The sequence below is a fragment of the Planomonospora sp. ID91781 genome, from assembly GCF_015711595.1.
GTDB classification, from domain to species: Bacteria; Actinomycetota; Actinomycetes; order Streptosporangiales; family Streptosporangiaceae; genus Planomonospora; species Planomonospora parontospora.
In genome coordinates, this window is the sequence record NZ_JABTEY010000001.1 from 1,215,578 (window position 1) to 1,232,634 (window position 17,057).

Annotated in this window: 15 protein-coding genes; 10 read left to right on the forward strand and 5 right to left on the reverse strand. The window is 74.4% G+C overall.

Going from position 1 to position 17,057, the window contains the following annotated elements; translation table 11 throughout:
- Window positions 1–2: 2 nt before the first annotated feature.
- Window positions 3–563 (reverse strand): helix-turn-helix domain-containing protein, encoded by a 561-nt coding sequence (locus HS048_RS05635; protein ID WP_230880745.1) that lies wholly within the window; start codon window positions 561–563, stop codon window positions 3–5.
- A gap of 121 nt (window positions 564–684) precedes the next feature.
- Here HS048_RS05635 and HS048_RS05640 point away from each other — a divergent pair, with 121 nt between their 5' ends.
- Window positions 685–1,905: a benzoate/H(+) symporter BenE family transporter gene (locus tag HS048_RS05640; RefSeq protein WP_196466359.1), complete on the forward strand. Its 1,221-nt coding sequence runs from the start codon at window positions 685–687 to the stop codon at window positions 1,903–1,905.
- Here the strand turns inward: HS048_RS05640 and HS048_RS05645 are convergent.
- Window positions 1,892–4,249, reverse strand: a complete 2,358-nt coding sequence (locus HS048_RS05645; RefSeq protein WP_196466360.1) for an MMPL family transporter — start codon at window positions 4,247–4,249, stop codon at window positions 1,892–1,894. The genes HS048_RS05640 and HS048_RS05645 overlap by 14 nt on opposite strands.
- A 405-nt stretch (window positions 4,250–4,654) precedes the next feature.
- Window positions 4,655–5,170: a hypothetical protein gene (locus HS048_RS05650; RefSeq protein ID WP_153054309.1), complete on the reverse strand. Its 516-nt coding sequence runs from the start codon at window positions 5,168–5,170 to the stop codon at window positions 4,655–4,657.
- Window positions 5,171–5,261: 91 nt separating this feature from the next.
- Here HS048_RS05650 and HS048_RS05655 point away from each other — a divergent pair, with 91 nt between their 5' ends.
- From HS048_RS05655 to HS048_RS05665, 3 genes are all read left to right on the forward strand, one after another.
- Window positions 5,262–6,314 (forward strand): NAD(P)-binding domain-containing protein, encoded by a 1,053-nt coding sequence (locus tag HS048_RS05655; RefSeq protein WP_196466361.1) that lies wholly within the window; start codon window positions 5,262–5,264, stop codon window positions 6,312–6,314.
- A gap of 70 nt (window positions 6,315–6,384) precedes the next feature.
- Window positions 6,385–7,353 carry a magnesium transporter CorA family protein gene (locus HS048_RS05660; RefSeq protein WP_153054310.1) on the forward strand — a complete coding sequence of 323 codons (969 nt, stop codon included), beginning with the start codon at window positions 6,385–6,387 and terminating at the stop codon, window positions 7,351–7,353.
- Window positions 7,354–7,628: 275 nt separating this feature from the next.
- Complete coding sequence (locus tag HS048_RS05665) at window positions 7,629–8,360, forward strand: HNH endonuclease family protein (RefSeq protein ID WP_196466362.1); 732 nt, start codon at window positions 7,629–7,631, stop codon at window positions 8,358–8,360.
- 115 nt (window positions 8,361–8,475) lie between these two features.
- Here HS048_RS05665 and HS048_RS05670 read toward each other — a convergent pair whose 3' ends face one another.
- Window positions 8,476–9,405, reverse strand: a complete 930-nt coding sequence (locus HS048_RS05670) for a DUF4429 domain-containing protein (protein WP_068898028.1) — start codon at window positions 9,403–9,405, stop codon at window positions 8,476–8,478.
- Window positions 9,406–9,599: 194 nt separating this feature from the next.
- Between HS048_RS05670 and HS048_RS05675 the strand changes: the two genes are divergently transcribed.
- The 6 genes from HS048_RS05675 to HS048_RS05700 all read left to right on the forward strand — a co-directional run bounded on the left by HS048_RS05675 (window position 9,600) and on the right by HS048_RS05700 (window position 15,556).
- The gene (locus HS048_RS05675) at window positions 9,600–10,865 is read left to right on the forward strand and encodes an aminotransferase class I/II-fold pyridoxal phosphate-dependent enzyme (RefSeq protein ID WP_230881189.1); all 1,266 of its coding nucleotides are present in this window, start codon (window positions 9,600–9,602) and stop codon (window positions 10,863–10,865) included.
- Between the two features lie 132 nt (window positions 10,866–10,997).
- Window positions 10,998–11,843, forward strand: coding sequence for a hypothetical protein (locus HS048_RS05680; RefSeq protein ID WP_196466363.1), 846 nt, complete (start codon window positions 10,998–11,000; stop codon window positions 11,841–11,843).
- Window positions 11,844–11,963: 120 nt separating this feature from the next.
- Window positions 11,964–13,193, forward strand: a complete 1,230-nt coding sequence (locus tag HS048_RS05685) for a helix-turn-helix domain-containing protein (protein ID WP_307832373.1) — start codon at window positions 11,964–11,966, stop codon at window positions 13,191–13,193.
- 195 nt (window positions 13,194–13,388) lie between these two features.
- On the forward strand, window positions 13,389–14,258 hold the full coding sequence (sigJ, locus tag HS048_RS05690; RefSeq protein ID WP_307832374.1) for an RNA polymerase sigma factor SigJ: 870 nt from the start codon (window positions 13,389–13,391) through the stop codon (window positions 14,256–14,258).
- The gene (locus HS048_RS05695) at window positions 14,255–14,713 is read left to right on the forward strand and encodes a carboxymuconolactone decarboxylase family protein (RefSeq protein ID WP_068898037.1); all 459 of its coding nucleotides are present in this window, start codon (window positions 14,255–14,257) and stop codon (window positions 14,711–14,713) included. The genes sigJ and HS048_RS05695 overlap by 4 nt, the downstream gene beginning before the upstream one ends.
- Window positions 14,714–14,845: 132 nt before the next feature.
- Window positions 14,846–15,556 carry a VOC family protein gene (locus HS048_RS05700; protein ID WP_068898039.1) on the forward strand — a complete coding sequence of 237 codons (711 nt, stop codon included), beginning with the start codon at window positions 14,846–14,848 and terminating at the stop codon, window positions 15,554–15,556.
- Between the two features lie 155 nt (window positions 15,557–15,711).
- Here the strand turns inward: HS048_RS05700 and HS048_RS05705 are convergent, their stop codons facing one another.
- Window positions 15,712–16,911 carry a cytochrome P450 gene (locus HS048_RS05705; protein WP_196466365.1) on the reverse strand — a complete coding sequence of 400 codons (1,200 nt, stop codon included), beginning with the start codon at window positions 16,909–16,911 and terminating at the stop codon, window positions 15,712–15,714.
- Between the last annotated feature and the right edge of the window lie 146 nt (window positions 16,912–17,057).

The following is a 17,057-nucleotide window of genomic DNA, read 5'->3' on the forward strand; positions in this document are numbered from 1 at the left end:
TGTCAAGGCCGCCGGGGATAGCGGATCAGGAGGCCCGCGTGGACGTCCTGGTCCCCGGCGGCGTAGGTGTGCGGGACGTCGGAACGCCAGGAGACGTGCTCGCCGGGCCCGGCCAGCAGGGGAGCGTCGGCCGGTCCGGCGCGCAGCGTCCCGGTGAAGACGGTGAGATGCTCGGTGACGCCCTCCGGGTGGGCGGGCGAGGTCTGCGACGTGCCCGCCGGCACGACGAGCCGGTAGAGCTCGTAGGTGGCGCCCTCCTCCTCGAAGACCTCCAGCAGCACGCCCCGTACGGCCGCGCCGTGGGCGACGGGACCGGTGCCGACGGCGGCGGCCAGGGGGACGCCCAGCTGGGCGGTGACCGCCCACAGGGTCTCCAGGGTCGGGTTGCGGGTGCCGTTCTCCAGGCCGGAGAGCGTCGCCTTGCCGATCCCGGCACGCCGGGCGAGCTCCGAGAGGGACAGGCCGCGCTCCTCCCGCAGCCCGCGGATCCGCCGCCCGACGTCCGGCATGTCGGTAGTGGGGGTGTCCGCCCCGGGCTGGGAGTTTGGCGCGTCGGACCTCATAGGGCTATCGTGCAGCATGACGGCCGTTCCGTTTACGGAACGATCTGGAGGCGCCGACGGAACACGCCGGAAGCGCCGTGGGAGCGTCCCCGGGGACGCCGCGGGGACGTGAGGGGACCAGATGAACCGCCTGCTGCAGCCCGTGCTGGCCGGGGTGGTGACCGCCCTGGTCGGCTTCGCCAGTTCCTTCGCCGTCGTCCTGGCCGGGCTCCGGGCGGTGGGCGCCGACCAGACTCAGGCGGCCTCCGGCCTGCTCGCGCTCTGCGTCGCCGCCGGCGCCACCGCGATCTGGTTCGGCCTGCGGCTGCGCATCCCGGTCAGTGTCGCCTGGTCCACGCCGGGTGCGGCGCTGCTGGTCTCAACCGGCGCGGTCGAGGGCGGTTTCCCGGCGGCGGTCGGCGCTTTCGCCGTCTGCGGGGTGCTCCTCACCGTCGCCGGCCTCTTCCCTTCCCTCGGCCGCTCGATCGCGTCCATCCCCGCCCCGATCGCCGGCGCGATGCTGGCCGGGGTCCTGCTGAACCTGTGCGTGGCGCCGGTCCGGGCGCTCGTCGAGGTGCCCGCGGTGGCCGGTCCCGTGGTCCTGGTCTGGGCGCTGCTCAGCCGGTTCGCGCGGATCTGGGCGGTGCCGGGGGCCCTGCTGGCCGCCGTCGCGGCCATCGCGCTGACCGGCCCGGGCCTCGGCGCGGTGGACGCGCGCCCGGTGGTCGAGCTGACCGCGCCGTCCTGGAGCGCCTCGGCGATGGTCGGCATCGCGCTCCCGCTCTTCCTGGTCACCATGGCCGCGCAGAACGTGCCGGGCATGGCGGTCCTCGCCGGGTACGGCTACCGTCCGCCGCTGCGCACCGTCCTGGCCGGCACCGGTGCGGCGAGCGCCCTGGCCGCCCCCTTCGGCGGCCACGCGGTGAACCTGGCCGCGATCACCGCGGCCCTGGCCGCCGGACCCGACGCGGGCCCCGACCCCGGCCGCCGGTGGATCGCCTCCGTCACGGCCGGGGTCTCGATGGTCGTCCTGGGCGTCGGAGCCGGCCTGGCGACGGCCCTCGTCCTGCTCTCCCCGCCGGTGCTCGTCGAGGCCGTCGCCGGGCTCGCCCTGCTCGGCGCCCTCGCCTCCGCGATCACCGCGGCCGTCGCCGACCCCGACCGCGTCCAGGCGGCGGTGGTCACCTTCGTGGTCACCGCGTCGGGGCTGACGCTGCTCGGGGTGGGCGCGGCCTTCTGGGGTCTGGTCGCGGGCGGGCTGACGACCCTGCTGCACCACCGCCGGACGGCTCCCGGGGCCGTACCGGAGGAGCCGTCCGGGGAGCCGTCCGAAGAATCGGCCGAAGAGATCAGCCGACGGTGACCGGCAGGTGCCGCCCGGGGCGGGGGTCGGGCTCGTCCGGGCCACCGTCCGGGCCACCGTTCGGGCCGCCGTCCGGGCCGCCGTCCCGGTCACCGTCCGAACCGCCGCCCTGACCGGGACGGCCGGGCCCACCGGTTCCGCCGGTCCCGTCGGTGTCGCCGTCCTCGGGCTCGTGCTCCAGCACGGGCAGCCAGTTCAGCCAGCGCGGCAGGTACCAGTTCGCGTCGCCGAGCAGCTTCATCGTCGCGGGCAGCAGCACCGCCCGGACGATCGTGGCGTCGATCAGGATGGCCGCGGCCAGGCCGATGCCCATCTCCTTGAAGCTCAGCATCGACATCGTGCCGAAGATGGCGAACACGCCGACCATGATGAACGCCGCGCTGCTCACCACCCCGGCGGTCGTCCTGATCCCGTGGGTCACCGCCTGCTCGGTGGGCATGCCCCGGTCGAACGCCTCGCGGATCCGGCTCAGGATGAACACGTGGTAGTCCATCGAGAGCCCGAAGAGGATCACGAACAGGAACAGCGGCAGCCAGCTCACGATCGAACCGGTGGACTCGAAGTTCAGCAGGTCCTCGCCCCAGCCGTACTGGAAGACGGCGACCAGCACGCCGTAGGCCGCGGCCACCGAGAGCAGGTTCAGCACGATGGCCGTCACCGCCGCGACCAGCGACCGGAAGGACGCCAGCAGCAGCAGGAACGCCAGCAGCAGGACGAAGGTGAAGACCAGCGGCACGGTACGGCCGAGCTGGGCGTTGAAGTCCATCACCCCGGCCACGGCGCCGTGGACGTACGCCTCGGCGACCCGCCCGACGGTCTCGGGCACGACCCGCTCCCGCAGCGTGCGCACCGCGTGCTCGGAGACCTCGTCGGACGCGCCGGAACCCGCCAGGCCGACGGAGACCGCGGCCACCGTCCTGTCCGGGTTGACGTTGACGCCGAAGGGCTCGACGGCCTCACCGGTGGCGAAGGCGCGCTCCTTGAAGCGCTGGATCTCCCGCTGCACCTCGGGCGCGGTCACGTCGCGGGCCTTGAGCACGACGACGGCGGGCGCCTGGCCGCCGGGGAAGGCGGTGCCGATGCGGCGCAGCGTGTCGACGACCGGGTAGTCGCCCTGCAGGTCCGCCAGGCCCGCCTCGCCGGTGCGCAGGTCGAACGCCGGGACCGAGAGACCGACCAGGACGGCGCCGGCCAGCAGCACCGAGACGACCGGGCGGCGCAGCACCCCGGTGAGGACCGCGTTCCAGACGCGCCCGCCCCCCTCGCGCCCGCCGAGCCTGCGCCGCCAGGTGCGGCCGGTGACCTTGCGGACCGCGCCGTGCACGACCCGGGCCTCGATCTTGTCGCCGATGAGGGACAGGATCGCGGGGAGCACGGTGACCGAGCCGATCATCGCGGTCAGGACCACCAGGATCGTGCCCTGGGCGAAGCCCATGAAGACGCCGTTGCCGGTCAGGAACATGCCCGCCATGGCGACGATCACGGTGACGCCGGAGATGAGCACCGCGCGTCCCGAGGTCGCGGCGGCGATCTCCAGCGCCCGCTCCCGGCCCCGGCCCTTGGCCCGCTCCTCGCGCTCCCGGCGGATGTAGAACAGCGAGTAGTCCACGCCGACGGCCAGGCCGATCAGCAGCATGAGGTTGGTGGTGGCCGAGTCGACGTGCAGGAACTGGCTGGTCAGCGCGAGCAGGCCGACCGAGCCGAGGTAGGCGGTGAACGCCACGACCAGCGGCACGACGGCGGCCAGCAGCGCGCCGAAGGCGGCGAGCAGGATGCCGAAGGTCAGCGGGACCGACAGCAGCTCCGCGCGGACCAGGTCGTCGGCGAGCGCGTCACCGATCATCAGACCGGAGCTCGCGTCGCCCGCCTGGTCGATCCGCAGGTCCGGATGGGCCTTCTGGACCTGCGCCACGGCGTCGATCACGGGTTTCACCCGGTCCTTGGCCGTCGCACGCTCGCCCTTCATGTCGAACGTCACCAGCGCGGAGCGCCCGTCGGCGCTGACCGGCGCGGGGGCCTCGGGGTCGTACGGCGTGCGCACATTCTCCACCCGGCCGGTGGCGAGCACCGCCTCCCGGACGTCCCCGGCCGCCTGACGGAAGTCGGCCGGAACCGCGGAGCCGCGGGCCTGGATCAGCACGCTCTCCCCGGCGGCGTCCGGGAACCCGGCCGCCGCCAGCACCGTCGCGGCCTTGCGGGAATCCCCGCTGTCGCCCTCCCAGGGCTCCATCTTCTGCGTTCCGACGGCGTTGCCCACCAGGGTCGCCGTCACCACGAACCCCACCCAGATCAGCAGCGCGGCCCATCGGTGACGCGCGCTCCATCCGCCTATCGACGCTGCCATGTTCCTACGGCGTGCCATTCCGGCTCCCCTGCTCGTTCTCTTCCGAGATCGAAACTAGGAGCGGGAAGGGGGCCGGGCATCGGCCGTGCAGACCGTCTCCGGGGTCGTCCTCCGTGGGTAGGAGGGCCGGGCGGGTCCACCCGCGGGGCTAGGGGACAACCCCGGCCCGGGGACGGGGGAAGATCAGGGTCGGAGGCGCCGGACCTCAGGGTCTCGCGGACGACTCCGCCGGTACGGGGCGTCGCGCAGACGACTCCGCCGGTACGGGGCGCGGAGCCGTACCGGCGGAGTCGTCTGCGGGCGGACGGGCGGATCGACGCGCCCGCGGTGGCGGTGCCGCCGCGGACCGGTGCGTCCGCTGCGGCGGGTGCTGGTCGTGGACCGGCGCGCCCTCGCCTCCGGCGCCTACCGGTGGTGCGAGGTGCGCTCGTGGCGGCCGGCGACCAGCTGGTCGGTGGAGTGGCCGGACTGGCGGGGGACGTCGACCCTCGGGTGGGGGGCCGTGGGCTCGTCCCGGTCGTCCACGCCGTCACGGTCGCGGTCCCGGCTCGCGGGCGCGGTGGCCCGAGCGGTGGCCGGGGCGGTGGCGGCGGGGTCGGGGCTCTCCTGGAGCTTGCGCTCCAGCTCGCGCTTCTCCTCCTCCAGACGGGCGACGCGGTCACGCGCCTCCATCCGGGAGTCGCGCAGCCGGCGGCGGCGCGCGGCGGCGTGGCGCATGCCGGCCAGCATCAGCGCGATGCCGAGCAGCAGGACGGCGCCGGTGACGACCCCGGCGAAGAAGAACTCCAGCTGCGAGAGCTGGAACGTGCGGTCGAAGACCGTGAACGACGCGGTGGCGGTGGATGTGGCGGCCTCGTCCCAGGAGACCGCGATCACGGCCGCACCCGCGAGCACGATCAGGAGAAGTCCCAGCACTATCATCGTGACCTCATCTCGGCTGCGGATGTTGCGAGATCTCTGCTGCCCGGGGGGCGCCGGATTATTCGCCTGCCCCTCCGCGTTTTACCCGGACATGGTGGACATCGACGTCGTCGTGGTCGGAGCCGGTCAGGCCGGTCTGTCGAGTTCCTACTTCCTGACCAGGGCCGGGATCGACCACGTGGTGCTCGACCGCTCCCCGCGGCCCGGCGGCGCCTGGCAGTTCCGCTGGCCGTCGCTGACCCTGGGCGCCGCGCACCGCGTGCACGACCTCCCCGGGCTGCCGCTGGGCGTCGCCGACACGGCCCGGCCGTCGTCGGAGGTCGTCTCCGAGTACTTCGCCGCCTACGAGCGGACCTTCGGCCTGCCGGTGCGGCGGCCGGTGGAGGTGCGGGCGGTCCGCGAGGGCGCGGGCGGGCGGCTGGCGGTGGAGACGGCGGCGGGCGACTGGTCCGCGCGGGCCCTGGTCAACGCCACCGGCACCTGGGACCGGCCCTTCTGGCCCCGCTACCCCGGGCAGGAGACGTTCCGGGGACGGCAGCTGCACACCGTCGGCTACACCCGCGCGGAGGAGTTCGCGGGCGAGCGGGTCGTCGTGGTCGGGGCGGGGGCCTCGGCGGTCCAGCTGCTGATGGAGATCGCGGAGGTGGCCGCGGGGACCACCTGGGTCAGCCGCCGTCCCCCGGTCTTCCGCGAAGGGCCGTTCGACGAGGAGGCGGGCCGTACGGCCGTCGCCCGGGTGGACGCCCGGGTGCGGGCCGGGCTCCCGCCGGGAAGCGTGGTGGGGGCGACCGGCTACCCGGTGACCCCGCGGGTGCGGGCGGCCATGGCGGCCGGGGTCCTGGACCGGCTCCCGATGTTCGACCGGATCGTGCCCGAGGGCGTCGTCTGGGACGACGGCCGGTCCGCCGGGGCCGACGTGATCCTCTGGGCCACGGGCTTCCGGCCGGCCATCGGTCATCTGGCTCCGCTGGGGCTGCGCGAGCCGGGCGGCGGCATCAGGGTCGAGGACACCGTGGCGGTCCGCGACCCCCGCGTCCTGCTCGCCGGCTACGGCCCGTCCGCCAGCACCATCGGGGCCAACCGTGCCGGCCGTACGGTCGCCCGGCACGTCCGCCGGCTCCTCGCCGGACCGCTGGCCGCCTGACCGGTCGGGCCGCCTGACCCGGTCGGGCCGACCGGGCATCCGGGACTTTCCGGCTGGCTAGGCTGGCGTGATGGATCGCACCCGCCTGTACCGCGACGGTGTCCTGGTGCGGGAGAACTTCCCGATCGACGACGTGTCGGAGTGCGTCGCCGAGCCCGGCGCCGTCGTGTGGTTCGACCTCTGCGCGCCCACGGCCGCGGACCTGGCGAAGATCAGCGAGGAGCTCGGCCTGCACGAGCTGGCCGTCGAGGACGCGCTCCACGACCGCCAGCGCCCGAAGCTCGACACCTACGACAGCCACCTGTTCATCACCGTCTACGCGGCGCGGCTGGTGGAGGGGCGGATCGAGCTCACCGAGCTGTCGGTCTTCGTGACGGAGAACGCCCTGGTCACGGTGCGGGACGGGGCCGGCTTCGACATCGAGGGCGTGCTCCGGCGCTGGGACGCCAACGCCGCGATGGCCAGGTACGGCGTGGCCTACCTGCTGCACGGTCTGCTCGACCACATCGTGGACGGCTACTTCGAGGTGCTGCAGCCGCTGGACGACCGGATCGAGGAGCTGGAGGACGAGCTCTTCGACGGGGTGGACGGCGACCTGCGCGTCCGCCACCGCCAGACGTTCGAGCTCCGCAAGACCCTGGTGCAGTTCCGGCGGCTGGCGATGCCGATGCGGGAGGTCGTCGGCACCCTGCTCCGCCGGGGCCCGGAGACGGTGGACCCGGTGCTGATCCCGTACTACCAGGACGTCTACGACCACATCCTGCGCGCCGCCGAGTGGACCGACTCCCTGCGGGAGCTGGTGGGCAACATCCGCGAGGCCCACCAGAACCAGCAGGGCTTCAAGCTCAACGAGATCATGAAGAAGGTCACCAGCTGGGCCGCGATCATCGCGGTGCCCACCCTGATCACCGGCTTCTACGGGCAGAACGTGCCCTACCCCGGCTCGGGCGAACCGGTGGGATTCTGGGTCTCGACGGCCCTGATCGTCACGGGCACGGCCCTGCTCTACCGGGCGTTCAGAAGACGCGACTGGCTCTGACGGCCGCCGGGGCGCTCCGGGGAGCGCCGCAGGCCCCGGCGGGACGGCCGCCGGGCGTGCCGGGAGCGCGGGCGGCCCCGGTGGTCCGTGGGACGTGCCGGGAACGCGGGCGGCTCCGATGATCCGCAGGGCGCGCCGGAGGTACGATCCGCAGGGCACCCGGCGGCTCCGGCGGGCCGTGTGCCGGTGGCAGTTCCCGGCCGCCGCCGTGTCGGCGGCGCCGGATCCGGGAATCGGTGAAGTGCCGGTCGGCGTACGGTCTTCGGAGGGCATGGGTGAGCACGCGGGGAGTGGTCACCGCCTTCCTGGCCGGCGCGGTGATGTTCGCGGTGGTGGCGCGGCAGGACACCGGGGCGGCGACCGCGCCCTCCGGCGGTGCGGTGCGGGCCGCGCCCCTGCAGAACCCCGACGGCGTCAGGCCGGGTCTGGCGCCGGTCACCGGCGGCGACAGGGCCAGGGCGGTGCGGCTGATCAAGCGGCTGAGGACCGCGCCGATGGGGTCGAAGGCCGGTTACTCGCGGGCCCGGTTCGGGGCGAACTGGGCCGACACCGCCGCGGGCGTGCCGTACGCGCGCAACGGTTGCCGGACCCGCGACGACCTGCTCGCCCGCGACGGCGAGAACGTGCGCTACCGCAGGGGATCGCGGTGCGAAGTGGTCGAGCTGGACCTGCGCGACCCCTACACCGGCAGAGTCATCCGCTGGAGCAAGCGCCGCGCGGACGAGATCCAGGTCGACCACGTCGTCCCGCTCTCCTACGAGTGGCGGATGGGCGCCTCGCGCTGGTCCAGGGCCAAGCGGGAACGGATCGCCAACGACCCGCTCAACCTCATGCCCGTGTACGGCGACGCCAACGAGGCCAAGGGCGGGTCCGGCCCGGCCGCCTGGCTCCCGCCCCGGCGGACGGTCCGCTGCGCCTACGTCGTCCGGTTCGCCCAGGTCGCACTGAAGTACGGCCTCCCGGTGACGCGGGCCGACAAGGCCGCCATGCTCGCCCAGTGCCGCTGAGCGCGGAGCGGAGGCGCCGCGAAGGAGGCGTGGGGGACCGGGGCGAGGCATGAGGGGCCGGGGCCGGTGGACCGGGAGTCGAGGGGCCGGGCCGGTGGACCGGGAGTCGGCGGGATCAGAAGCGCCGGAGGATCGCCTGCTTGGCCTGGGCGAACTCCTCGTCGGTGAGCACGCCGTCCCGGTGGAGGCCGCCCAGCTCGCGCAGCCGCCGCAGGAGCGCGTCGTGGTCGTCCGGCCGCTCGCCCTCGTTTCCGGCCTCCCCCGCCGGGCCTCCCCCGGTTCCGGCGGGGGCGGTCCCCGCGGTCAGGGCGGCCTGCTCCGCGGCGGGCGGCTCGGCGGGGGCCGACGGGTGCGGCAGCCGGGCGAGCACGGCCGCGACGAGCAGCGCGATCGTCCGGGTCTCCTTGTCCATGCCCCACAGCACCAGGCAGTGCGGGTCGTACTTGGGGGCGAGCCGGTGCACAGAGCCCCGGACGTGGAAGCGGACGTGCCCGTTCTCCAGGCCGGCGGCCGGGATCCACTCCACGCCGGTCAGCTCGGACAGGGCGATCCGCTGCGAACCGGCGGACTTCTTGGTCGACTCCACCGCCCAGCTCCACTCCAGGCGGACCGACTCGCCGTCGAACGTCGCGGTCCCGTCCCCCGCCGACGCCGTCAGCGGCACGCTCGGGCCGGGCATCAGGTAGCGGGAGACCGGCCCGTCCGGCACCTGGTCGATCACCAGGGCGTTGCGCACCTCGTCCACGAAGTAGTCGGCGACGCCGGTGCGGTCGGGCTCGACGGCCAACTGGTAGGGGTCGGCCGAGTCCGGGATGCGGCCGCGCGCGGCCTGGTTGAACGGGTCGGCGCCCTCACGCAGGCGCAGCCGGAGCCGCCCGCCCTTCTTGCCGGGCTCGTGGGAGACGCCGGCCACCGCCTCCAGCGGCACGGTCACCTCACCGAGCAGCTGCCGCAGCTTGTGCACCCCCCGGTCGCGGCCAGGCACGATCCGCAGGATCTCCCCGTCGAACGTCCACGTCCCGTCCCGCCCCATGACCTCCGCCATATGCCTGATCTTATGCAGAAGCGGACTTCTCGGGCCGGGCCCGGGCCCGGGGAGGCGATCGCCGCCGAACCCGGCACCCCGGCGCGACGGCGGGTCTTCTATCCTTTCAATTCCATTCCACTCCCGATCCGGCAGGCGAAGGAACCCTCGTGACCTCCTCGGTGACCTCCTCGGCCTCTTCCCCCTCCCCGGCTCTGAACGCCGCGGAGCTGACCGCCGAGCGCGACCGCGCCCGGCGCGACTACGAGGAGCTGGTCCGGCGCGGCCTCTCCCTCGACCTCACGCGGGGCAAGCCGTCGCCGCGCCAGCTCGACCTCGCCGAGGCGCTGCTGACGCTGCCCTCGGGCGGCCACCGCGCCGCCGACGGGACCGACACCCGCAACTACGGCGGTCTGCAGGGCCTGCCGGAGCTCAGGGAGATCTTCAGCGGCCTCCTGCAGGTCCCGGCGGCGCAGCTGGTGGCGGCGGGCAACTCCAGCCTCACGCTGATGCACGACTCCGTCGTGCACGCGCTGCTCAGCCGCCTGCCGGGCGCCGAGCGCCGGTGGGCGGACGAGCCCAGGATCGCCTTCCTGTGCCCGGTGCCCGGATACGACCGGCACTTCGCCCTGTGCGAGCGGTTCGGCATCGAGCTGATCCCGGTGCCGATGACCGCCGACGGTCCCGACATGGACGTCGTGGAGGGCCTGGTCCGCGAGGACGCCCAGATCAAGGGCATCTGGTGCGTGCCCAAGTACAGCAACCCCGACGGCGCCTGCTACAGCGACGAGACCGTGCGCCGCCTGGCGTCCATGCCGGCCGCGGCCCCGGACTTCCGGATCTTCTGGGACAACGCCTACGCCGTCCACCACCTGACCGACGAGCGCGTGGAGATCGCCGACCTGCTGGCGCTCTGCGCCGAGAGCGGCAACCCCGACCGGGCCTTCGTCTTCGGCTCCACCTCGAAGATCACCTTCGCCGGTGCCGGGGTCGCCTTCTTCGGCTCCTCCCCGGACAACGTGGCCTGGCTGATCGGCAACCTGGGCAAGGGCACCATCGGCCCGGACAAGATCAACCAGCTCCGCCACGCGGAGTTCCTCCGCGACGCCGACGGCGTGCTCGCGCACATGGAGCGCCACCGCGAGCTGCTGCGGCCGAAGTTCGACGCGGTGGAGGCGATCCTGAGCAAGGAGCTGGGCGGCACGGGCCTGGCCACCTGGTCGCGCCCGGCGGGCGGCTACTTCGTCAGCCTCGACGTGCTGGAGGGCTGCGCGCGCGAGGTGGTGCGCCGCGCGACCGAGGCGGGCATCGCCCTGACGCCCGCCGGGGCGACCCACCCGTACGGGAAGGACCCCCGTGACAGCACCATCCGCATCGCGCCCAGCTACCCCGAACCGGAGGAGCTGGAGCTCGCCATCGCCGGCCTGACCGTGTGCGTGCGGCTCGTCGCCACCGAGAAGCTGCTGGAGGCGGCCGGCTGACGCGCGGCCGCTCCGCCGACTGCTCCACCGGTTGCTCCGACGGAGAGGCGGGAACGCCGCGGCGCAGCGGTGATCCATGGGACATCCTTGGATCAAGGGGTCACGGGTGGTTCGAGCCGGAGGGACGGGACTATGGCCGTCGGGTTCCGCAAAGTCGCCGGGGACATCAAGGCGCGCCGCAATCTGGACGTGTACGCCGTGGCCGCCGTCACCGTGGTCTTCGCGGTCCTGTCGACGATCGGCGACGTGCTGCCCGACGACCTCAAGTGGACCGTCGTCCTGGCCGGGATCGGCCTGCTCGTCTACCGGGTCGCGGTGCCTCCCGAGCCCGCGCAGAGGCAGGACGACCTCCTGGGCGACCGCTCGGCCTACGAGCACGTCCCGCTGCACGTCCGCTTCCGCCAGGCGCGGGACGTGCGGATCCTCGCACCCTCGGCGGTGAACCTCCTCTCGCCGCAGACCTGCGAGCTGCTGCGGAGCACCGTGCTGTCCCGAGCGGACGGCACGCTGCGGGTGCTCGTCCTCGATCCCGCCGAGACCGCGGCGGTCGGGATCGCCTCGGCCCAGCTCGACGACTCCGTCGACGTGCCCGTGCAGCGGCTGCCCGACGCGGTGCGGACCACCGTCGGCCATCTGCGGACCATGGGCCGCTGGCAGGTGAAGGGCGACTTCGGGGCGCGGCTGCTGCCCTACAGCCCCGGATTCAGCCTCATCGCGCTGGACCCGGACACCGCGCACGGAAAGGTGATCGTCGAGACGCACGGGTTCCGCGACACCTCGACCGCCTCCCGCATGCACCTGGAGCTCACCAGGGAGAACAGCCCCCGCTGGTACGCCTACTGGCTCCAGCAGTTCGAGCACGCCTGGCAGTCCGGCGCACCGCTCGACGGCGCGGCCCGGACCTCCGGGTCCGCCCGGCCTCCCGGATCCCCCGGCCCCGGGGGATCCGCCGATCCCGCCGCGCCCGTCCAGGCCTGAGGGACGCCGCCGGCCGGAGAAGTTGTCACGGATGTGAGCGATGCCGCCGGGCGGAATGTGCGCCGGCGCCAGGAGACGCCCTCCTGACTCCGGGGTAACGTCCGAAGCCGGGAGGCATCCGTGTCCGCTGTCCATGACGTCGAACGCCCGCCGGCCGACATCCCCCGCGAGTTCGCCGAGGTGTTCCGGCCCTACCTGGACGACCTGGCCGACGAGATGATCGGGGAGATCCGGGCGAGCGTGCCGGAGTACTCCCGGCCGAGCGGCGCCTACGCGCGCATCGTGCGGCGGGCCGTGGAGGAGGCGCTCGCCGGGTTCGTGAACCGGGTCGGGGACCGGAGGGTGAGCCGGACCCGGCTGCTGGAGGTCTACCGGGGGATCGGCGGCGGTGAGGCGAGCGAGGGCCGCCCGCTGGACTCCCTGCAGTCCGCGCTGCGCATCTGCGCCCGGGTCGCCTGGCGGAGGCTGGCCACCGAGTCCGAGCGGCTGGACCTCTCCCGGCAGCGCATGTGCGACATCGGGGAGGCGATCCTGGTCTACCTGGACGAGATCGCCGCGGCGGCGGCCGAGGGCTACGCGGAGGCGCAGGCGAGGGCGGCGGGCGAGCTCGAACTGCGCCGCCGCAGGCTGCTCAACCTGCTGGTGGCCGACCCGCCGCCCGACGCGCGGGCGGTGGAGGACCTGTCCCGGTCGGTCGGCTGGACGCCGCCGCGCACGCTGGCCTGTGTGGCGCTGGCCCCGCGCAGGCCGGGCGAGCTGGCCAGGCCCGGCCTCCCGCCCGACGTGCTCGCCGACCTCGACCGTTCCGACCCCTGCCTGGTGGTGCCCGACCCGGACGGCCCGGGCCGGCAGGCTCTCCTGCGTCCCCTGCTCTCCGACTGGACCGTGGCCGCCGGTCCCGCGGTCAGGACGGGCGAGGGCGCGCTCTCGCTGCGGCTGGCCGTACGGGCGCTGGACCTGGCGCGCCGGGGCGTGCTCGCCTCCGACGCGGTGATCAGGGTGTCCGACCACATGTCGGCGATCATGATCTTCCGGGACGAGACGCTGATCCAGCTGATGGAGCGGACGCGGCTCGCCCCGCTGCGCGGGCTCAAGCCCGGCCAGCGCGACCGGCTCGCCGAGACGCTGCTGGCCTGGCTGCAGAGCGGCTACAACGCCAACGAGGCCGCGGTACGGCTGCACATCCATCCGCAGACCGTGCGCTACCGGCTGCGACAGGCCGTGGAACTCTTCGCCGACCAGCTCAAGGACCCGGACGGCCGGTTCGAGCTGGAGGCCGTCCTGCGGGCCTGGGCGCTGCGCGCCGGGAAGCGCGGTGATCGCGCCAGGCCCCTTCCCGGCCGCACCTGATTGTCTCCGGCCGCGCCCGGTCCCGTCCGGACCCGTCGCCCTCCCGCCCGGACCGCCCGGACCGCCCGGACCGCCCGGACCGCCCGGACCGCCCGGACCGCCGGGAGCGCCGCGGATGCGAGCATCGGATCCGGCACGGGATCGGGAGGCGGGTTTCGGATGTCACACGATCGGGGGCTGCCCCGTCCTCATGACGTGAAGAACGATCTCGACGGGCTCGCGGCGGAGTTCCACGCGATCCGGCCCCGGCTGGTGGGGGTGGCCTACGGGCTGCTCGGCACCGTGGACGAGGCCGACGACGTGGTGCAGGACGCGTGGCTGCGGCTGGTCCGGGCCGACCGGACGGAGATCCGGGACGTCACCGGCTGGCTGGTGGTGACGGTCTCCCGGCTGGCGCTGGACGTGCTCCGCTCGGCGCGCGTGCGCCGGGAGGAGTACGTGGGGCCGTGGCTGCCCGAACCCGTGGTGGAGGAGGCCGACCCGGCCGAGCGGGTGACGCTGGACGAGTCGATGAGCCTGGCGATGCTGGTCGTGCTGGAGTCGCTCAGCCCGGCCGAGCGCACCGCGTTCGTGCTGCACGACGTGTTCGGGCTGTCGTTCGACGAGGTGGGCCAGGCGGTCGGGCGCACGCCCGCGGCCTGCCGCCAGCTGGCGGCCCGCGCGCGGCGGCACGTCTCGGCCCGAGCGCCCAGGTTCGACGTGGACACCGCCGAGCACCGCAGGGTGGTGGAGGCCTTCGCCGCGGCGTCGGCGGGCCGGGACCTCGGCGCCCTGCTGGCGCTGCTCGACCCGGACGTGGTGCTCCGCAGCGACGGCGGCGGGGTGGTCAGAGCCGCCCGGCGGCCGATCCTCGGCGCGGACCGGGTGGCCCGCTTCGTGCTCGGCGTGGCCGAGCGTTTCGGCGCGGGCCACCGCCTGCGGCCGTCCACGGTCAACGGGCGGCCGGGTCTGCTCCGCTTCCAGGGGAAGGACCTCATCGGGGTGATGGGGCTGACCGTGGCGGACGGCCGGATCACCGAGATCGACACCGTGATGAATCCCGAGAAACTGAGGAGAGTCCGATGAAGGCACGGATGAACGTCGGGGAACTGGCTCCGGAGGCGTACAAGGCGATGCTGGGCCTGGAGGGGTTCCTGCGCACCAGCACGCTGCCGCACGCCACGCTGGAACTGGTGAAGCTGCGCGCCAGCCAGATCAACGGCTGCGGGTTCTGCGTGGACATGCACGCCCACGAGGCGAAGAAGGCCGGGGAGAGCGACGAGAGGCTCTTCTCGGTGGCGGCCTGGCGGGAGGCGCCGTACTTCACCGACGCCGAGCGGGCGGCGCTCGCGCTGGCCGAGGAGGCCACCCGGCTGGCCGACCGCGGCGAGGCCGTACCCGACGCGGTCTGGGAGGAGGCGGCCCGGCACCACGACGAGAAGACGCTCGCCGCGCTGGTCGTGGCGATCGCCACGATCAACGCGTGGAACCGCATCTGCGTGACCACCCGGCAGATCGCGGGCTCGTACCGGCAGGGCTGACGGCGCACCGACCACCCCGTGTGGACCGGCGGCCCGCCGCCCTCCGCACGGCCTCCCGGACGGCGCACCGACCGCCCCGTCGCCCCTCCGCACGGCCTCCCGGACGGCGACCATCTCTGCGATCATGCCGGGATGACGGAGAACGGTGGGAACACGGCCGCGAGGCCGAGCAGGCGGGAGATCTCCGAGGCCGTCGGCGAGGCGGGGTGGCGGTACGTGCTGGGCGCCCTGCAGACGACGGTACGGGTGCCCTCGCTGCGCCGGGCGGTCGACGTCGCCGCGCGCGTGGCGGAGGCGGCCGGCGACGGGGCCGACGGCGGCCTCTGGATGGACGTGCGCGGCGACCGGCTGGTGCTCACGCTGCAGTCGCTCGCCGCGGCGACGGTGACCTCCGCGGAGGTGGAGCTCGCCGGCCGGATCTCCGCGGTCGTGCGGGGACTCGGCCTGCGGCTCTCACCGGGGGTCGACGATCCGGAGCCGCGCTCGGTGCAGCTGGTCGAGATCGCGATCGACGCGCTGGACATCGCCCGGATCCGCCCCTTCTGGAAGGCGGTGATGGGCTACGTCGACGAGGCCGGCGCGGACGGCCCGGAGGACCCGCTCGTCGACCCGTTCCGCCACGGCCCGGCGATCTGGTTCCAGCAGATGGACGAGGCCCGCCCGCAGCGCAACCGCATCCACCTGGACGTGTCCGTGCCGCACGACGAGGCGCCCCGCCGGATCGAGGCGGCCCTGGCCGCCGGCGGCGTGCTCCTGTCCGACGGGCGCGCCCCGTCCTTCTGGGTGCTGGCGGACGCGGAGGGCAACGAGGCCTGCGTGACGACCTGGCAGGGCAGGGACTGAGGGCGGGGCCCCGGCCCGTCGGTGGGAACCCGCCCGGTCCGGTCCCGGCCGCCGGGGGACCCGCCCGGTACCGGCCCGTCGGCGGGGATGCGCCCGATCCCGATCCCGATCCTGCGGTCCGGCCGGTCCGGCGGAGGCGCCGTCCGGCCGGACGGTCACCTCTTCGGGATGACCGGGAGCCGCTCCGGACGCCGGACGATGTGCCCGGTGGTCCACGGCACGGCGTCCGCCGGTTCGGCCAGGGCGAGGCCGGGGAGCCGCTCGGTCAGCACGGCGAGCGCCTCGACCAGCTCCAGGCGGGCCAGGTTCGCGCCGAGGCAGTAGTGGGCGCCGCGGCCGAACGCCAGGTGCCCCGGACCGTCGCGGCCGATGACGAAGCGGTCGGGCTCGGGGAAGACCGCGGGGTCGTGGTTGGCCGCGCAGGGCGGGGCCATGACGGCCTCGCCCCGCCGTACGCGGCCGCAGGAGAGCTCGACGTCCTCGGTGGCGACGCGGAGCAGGCCGACGTCCCCGGGCTCCTCCATGCGGAGCAGCTCCTCGACGGCGGGCGCGACCAGCTCGGGGGAGTCCACCAGGCGGGCGTACTCGCCGCCGGGGCCCAGCAGCCGGAGCAGGGCGCGGGACAGCACCGAGGCCGTCGTCTCGTGACCGGCGAGGAAGAGCCCGAGCGTGATGCGGATCAGCTCCTCCTCGTCGAGCTTGTCGCCTTCGTCGTGGGCCTCGATGAGCGCGGTGAGCAGCCCGTCGCCGGGGGCGAGGCGGTGCGCGGCGATGAGCTCGGCGATGTAGGCCCCGAACTCGATCATCGCGGCGATCTGCTCGTCGGGGGTGAGCGCCGAGGTGGAGAGCGCGGCGTCGGACCACTCCCGGACCCGCTCGACGTCGAGGTCCTCGACGCCCATGACGTCGCAGATCACCTGGACCGGCAGCGGGAAGGCGAAGCCGGAGACGAAGTCGACCGGGCCGTCCTGCTCCAGCATCCCGTCGACCAGCCGGTGCGCGACCGTGCGCACCCGGGGCCGCCACGCCGCGATCTGCCGGGGGGTGAAGGTCCCGGACAGCAGGCGTCGCAGCCGAGTGTGGCGCGGCGGATCCATGGAGATGATGCTGCCGGGCGCGTCGGCGATGTCGAACCCGGGGAGGAAGCGCGGCGCCCCGGGATAGTCGAGCTCCCGGGAGAAGCGCGGGTCGCTCAGGACCGTGGCGACGTCGTCGTACCGTACGGCCAGCAGGGCGCGGTCCCCGCTGGGCATCTCGACCGGTCCGAGGGGCTCCTCGCGGTGGCGGCGGCCGTACTCGGTGGGAGGGCCCTGGTGCGGCCCGGGGGCGAACGGGAACTGCGCGGCGTCCGACATCAATCGACCGTATCAACGGAACCCCCGGCCGGAAAGGAGCCTTCCCGGACCTCCCGGCCGAGACCCGTCCCCGGATCCGCCGGTTCCCGGTCAGGCGGCGGCACCGGCCCCGGGGCGGCATCGGTCACCGGGGGAGCCGCCGGTTG

Coding starts and splice junctions, on each gene's coding strand:
- HS048_RS05640 (WP_196466359.1), top strand. CDS start 685: ATGAACCGCCTGCTGCAGCCCGTGCTGGCCGGGGTGGTGACCGCCCTG.
- HS048_RS05660 (WP_153054310.1), top strand. CDS start 6,385: ATGGATCGCACCCGCCTGTACCGCGACGGTGTCCTGGTGCGGGAGAAC.
- HS048_RS05680 (WP_196466363.1), top strand. CDS start 10,998: ATGGCCGTCGGGTTCCGCAAAGTCGCCGGGGACATCAAGGCGCGCCGC.
- HS048_RS05695 (WP_068898037.1), top strand. CDS start 14,255: ATGAAGGCACGGATGAACGTCGGGGAACTGGCTCCGGAGGCGTACAAG.
- HS048_RS05650 (WP_153054309.1), bottom strand. CDS start 5,170: ATGATAGTGCTGGGACTTCTCCTGATCGTGCTCGCGGGTGCGGCCGTG.
- HS048_RS05700 (WP_068898039.1), top strand. CDS start 14,846: ATGACGGAGAACGGTGGGAACACGGCCGCGAGGCCGAGCAGGCGGGAG.
- HS048_RS05670 (WP_068898028.1), bottom strand. CDS start 9,405: ATGGCGGAGGTCATGGGGCGGGACGGGACGTGGACGTTCGACGGGGAG.
- HS048_RS05705 (WP_196466365.1), bottom strand. CDS start 16,911: ATGTCGGACGCCGCGCAGTTCCCGTTCGCCCCCGGGCCGCACCAGGGC.
- HS048_RS05635 (WP_230880745.1), bottom strand. CDS start 563: ATGAGGTCCGACGCGCCAAACTCCCAGCCCGGGGCGGACACCCCCACT.
- HS048_RS05645 (WP_196466360.1), bottom strand. CDS start 4,249: ATGGCAGCGTCGATAGGCGGATGGAGCGCGCGTCACCGATGGGCCGCG.
- HS048_RS05655 (WP_196466361.1), top strand. CDS start 5,262: ATGGTGGACATCGACGTCGTCGTGGTCGGAGCCGGTCAGGCCGGTCTG.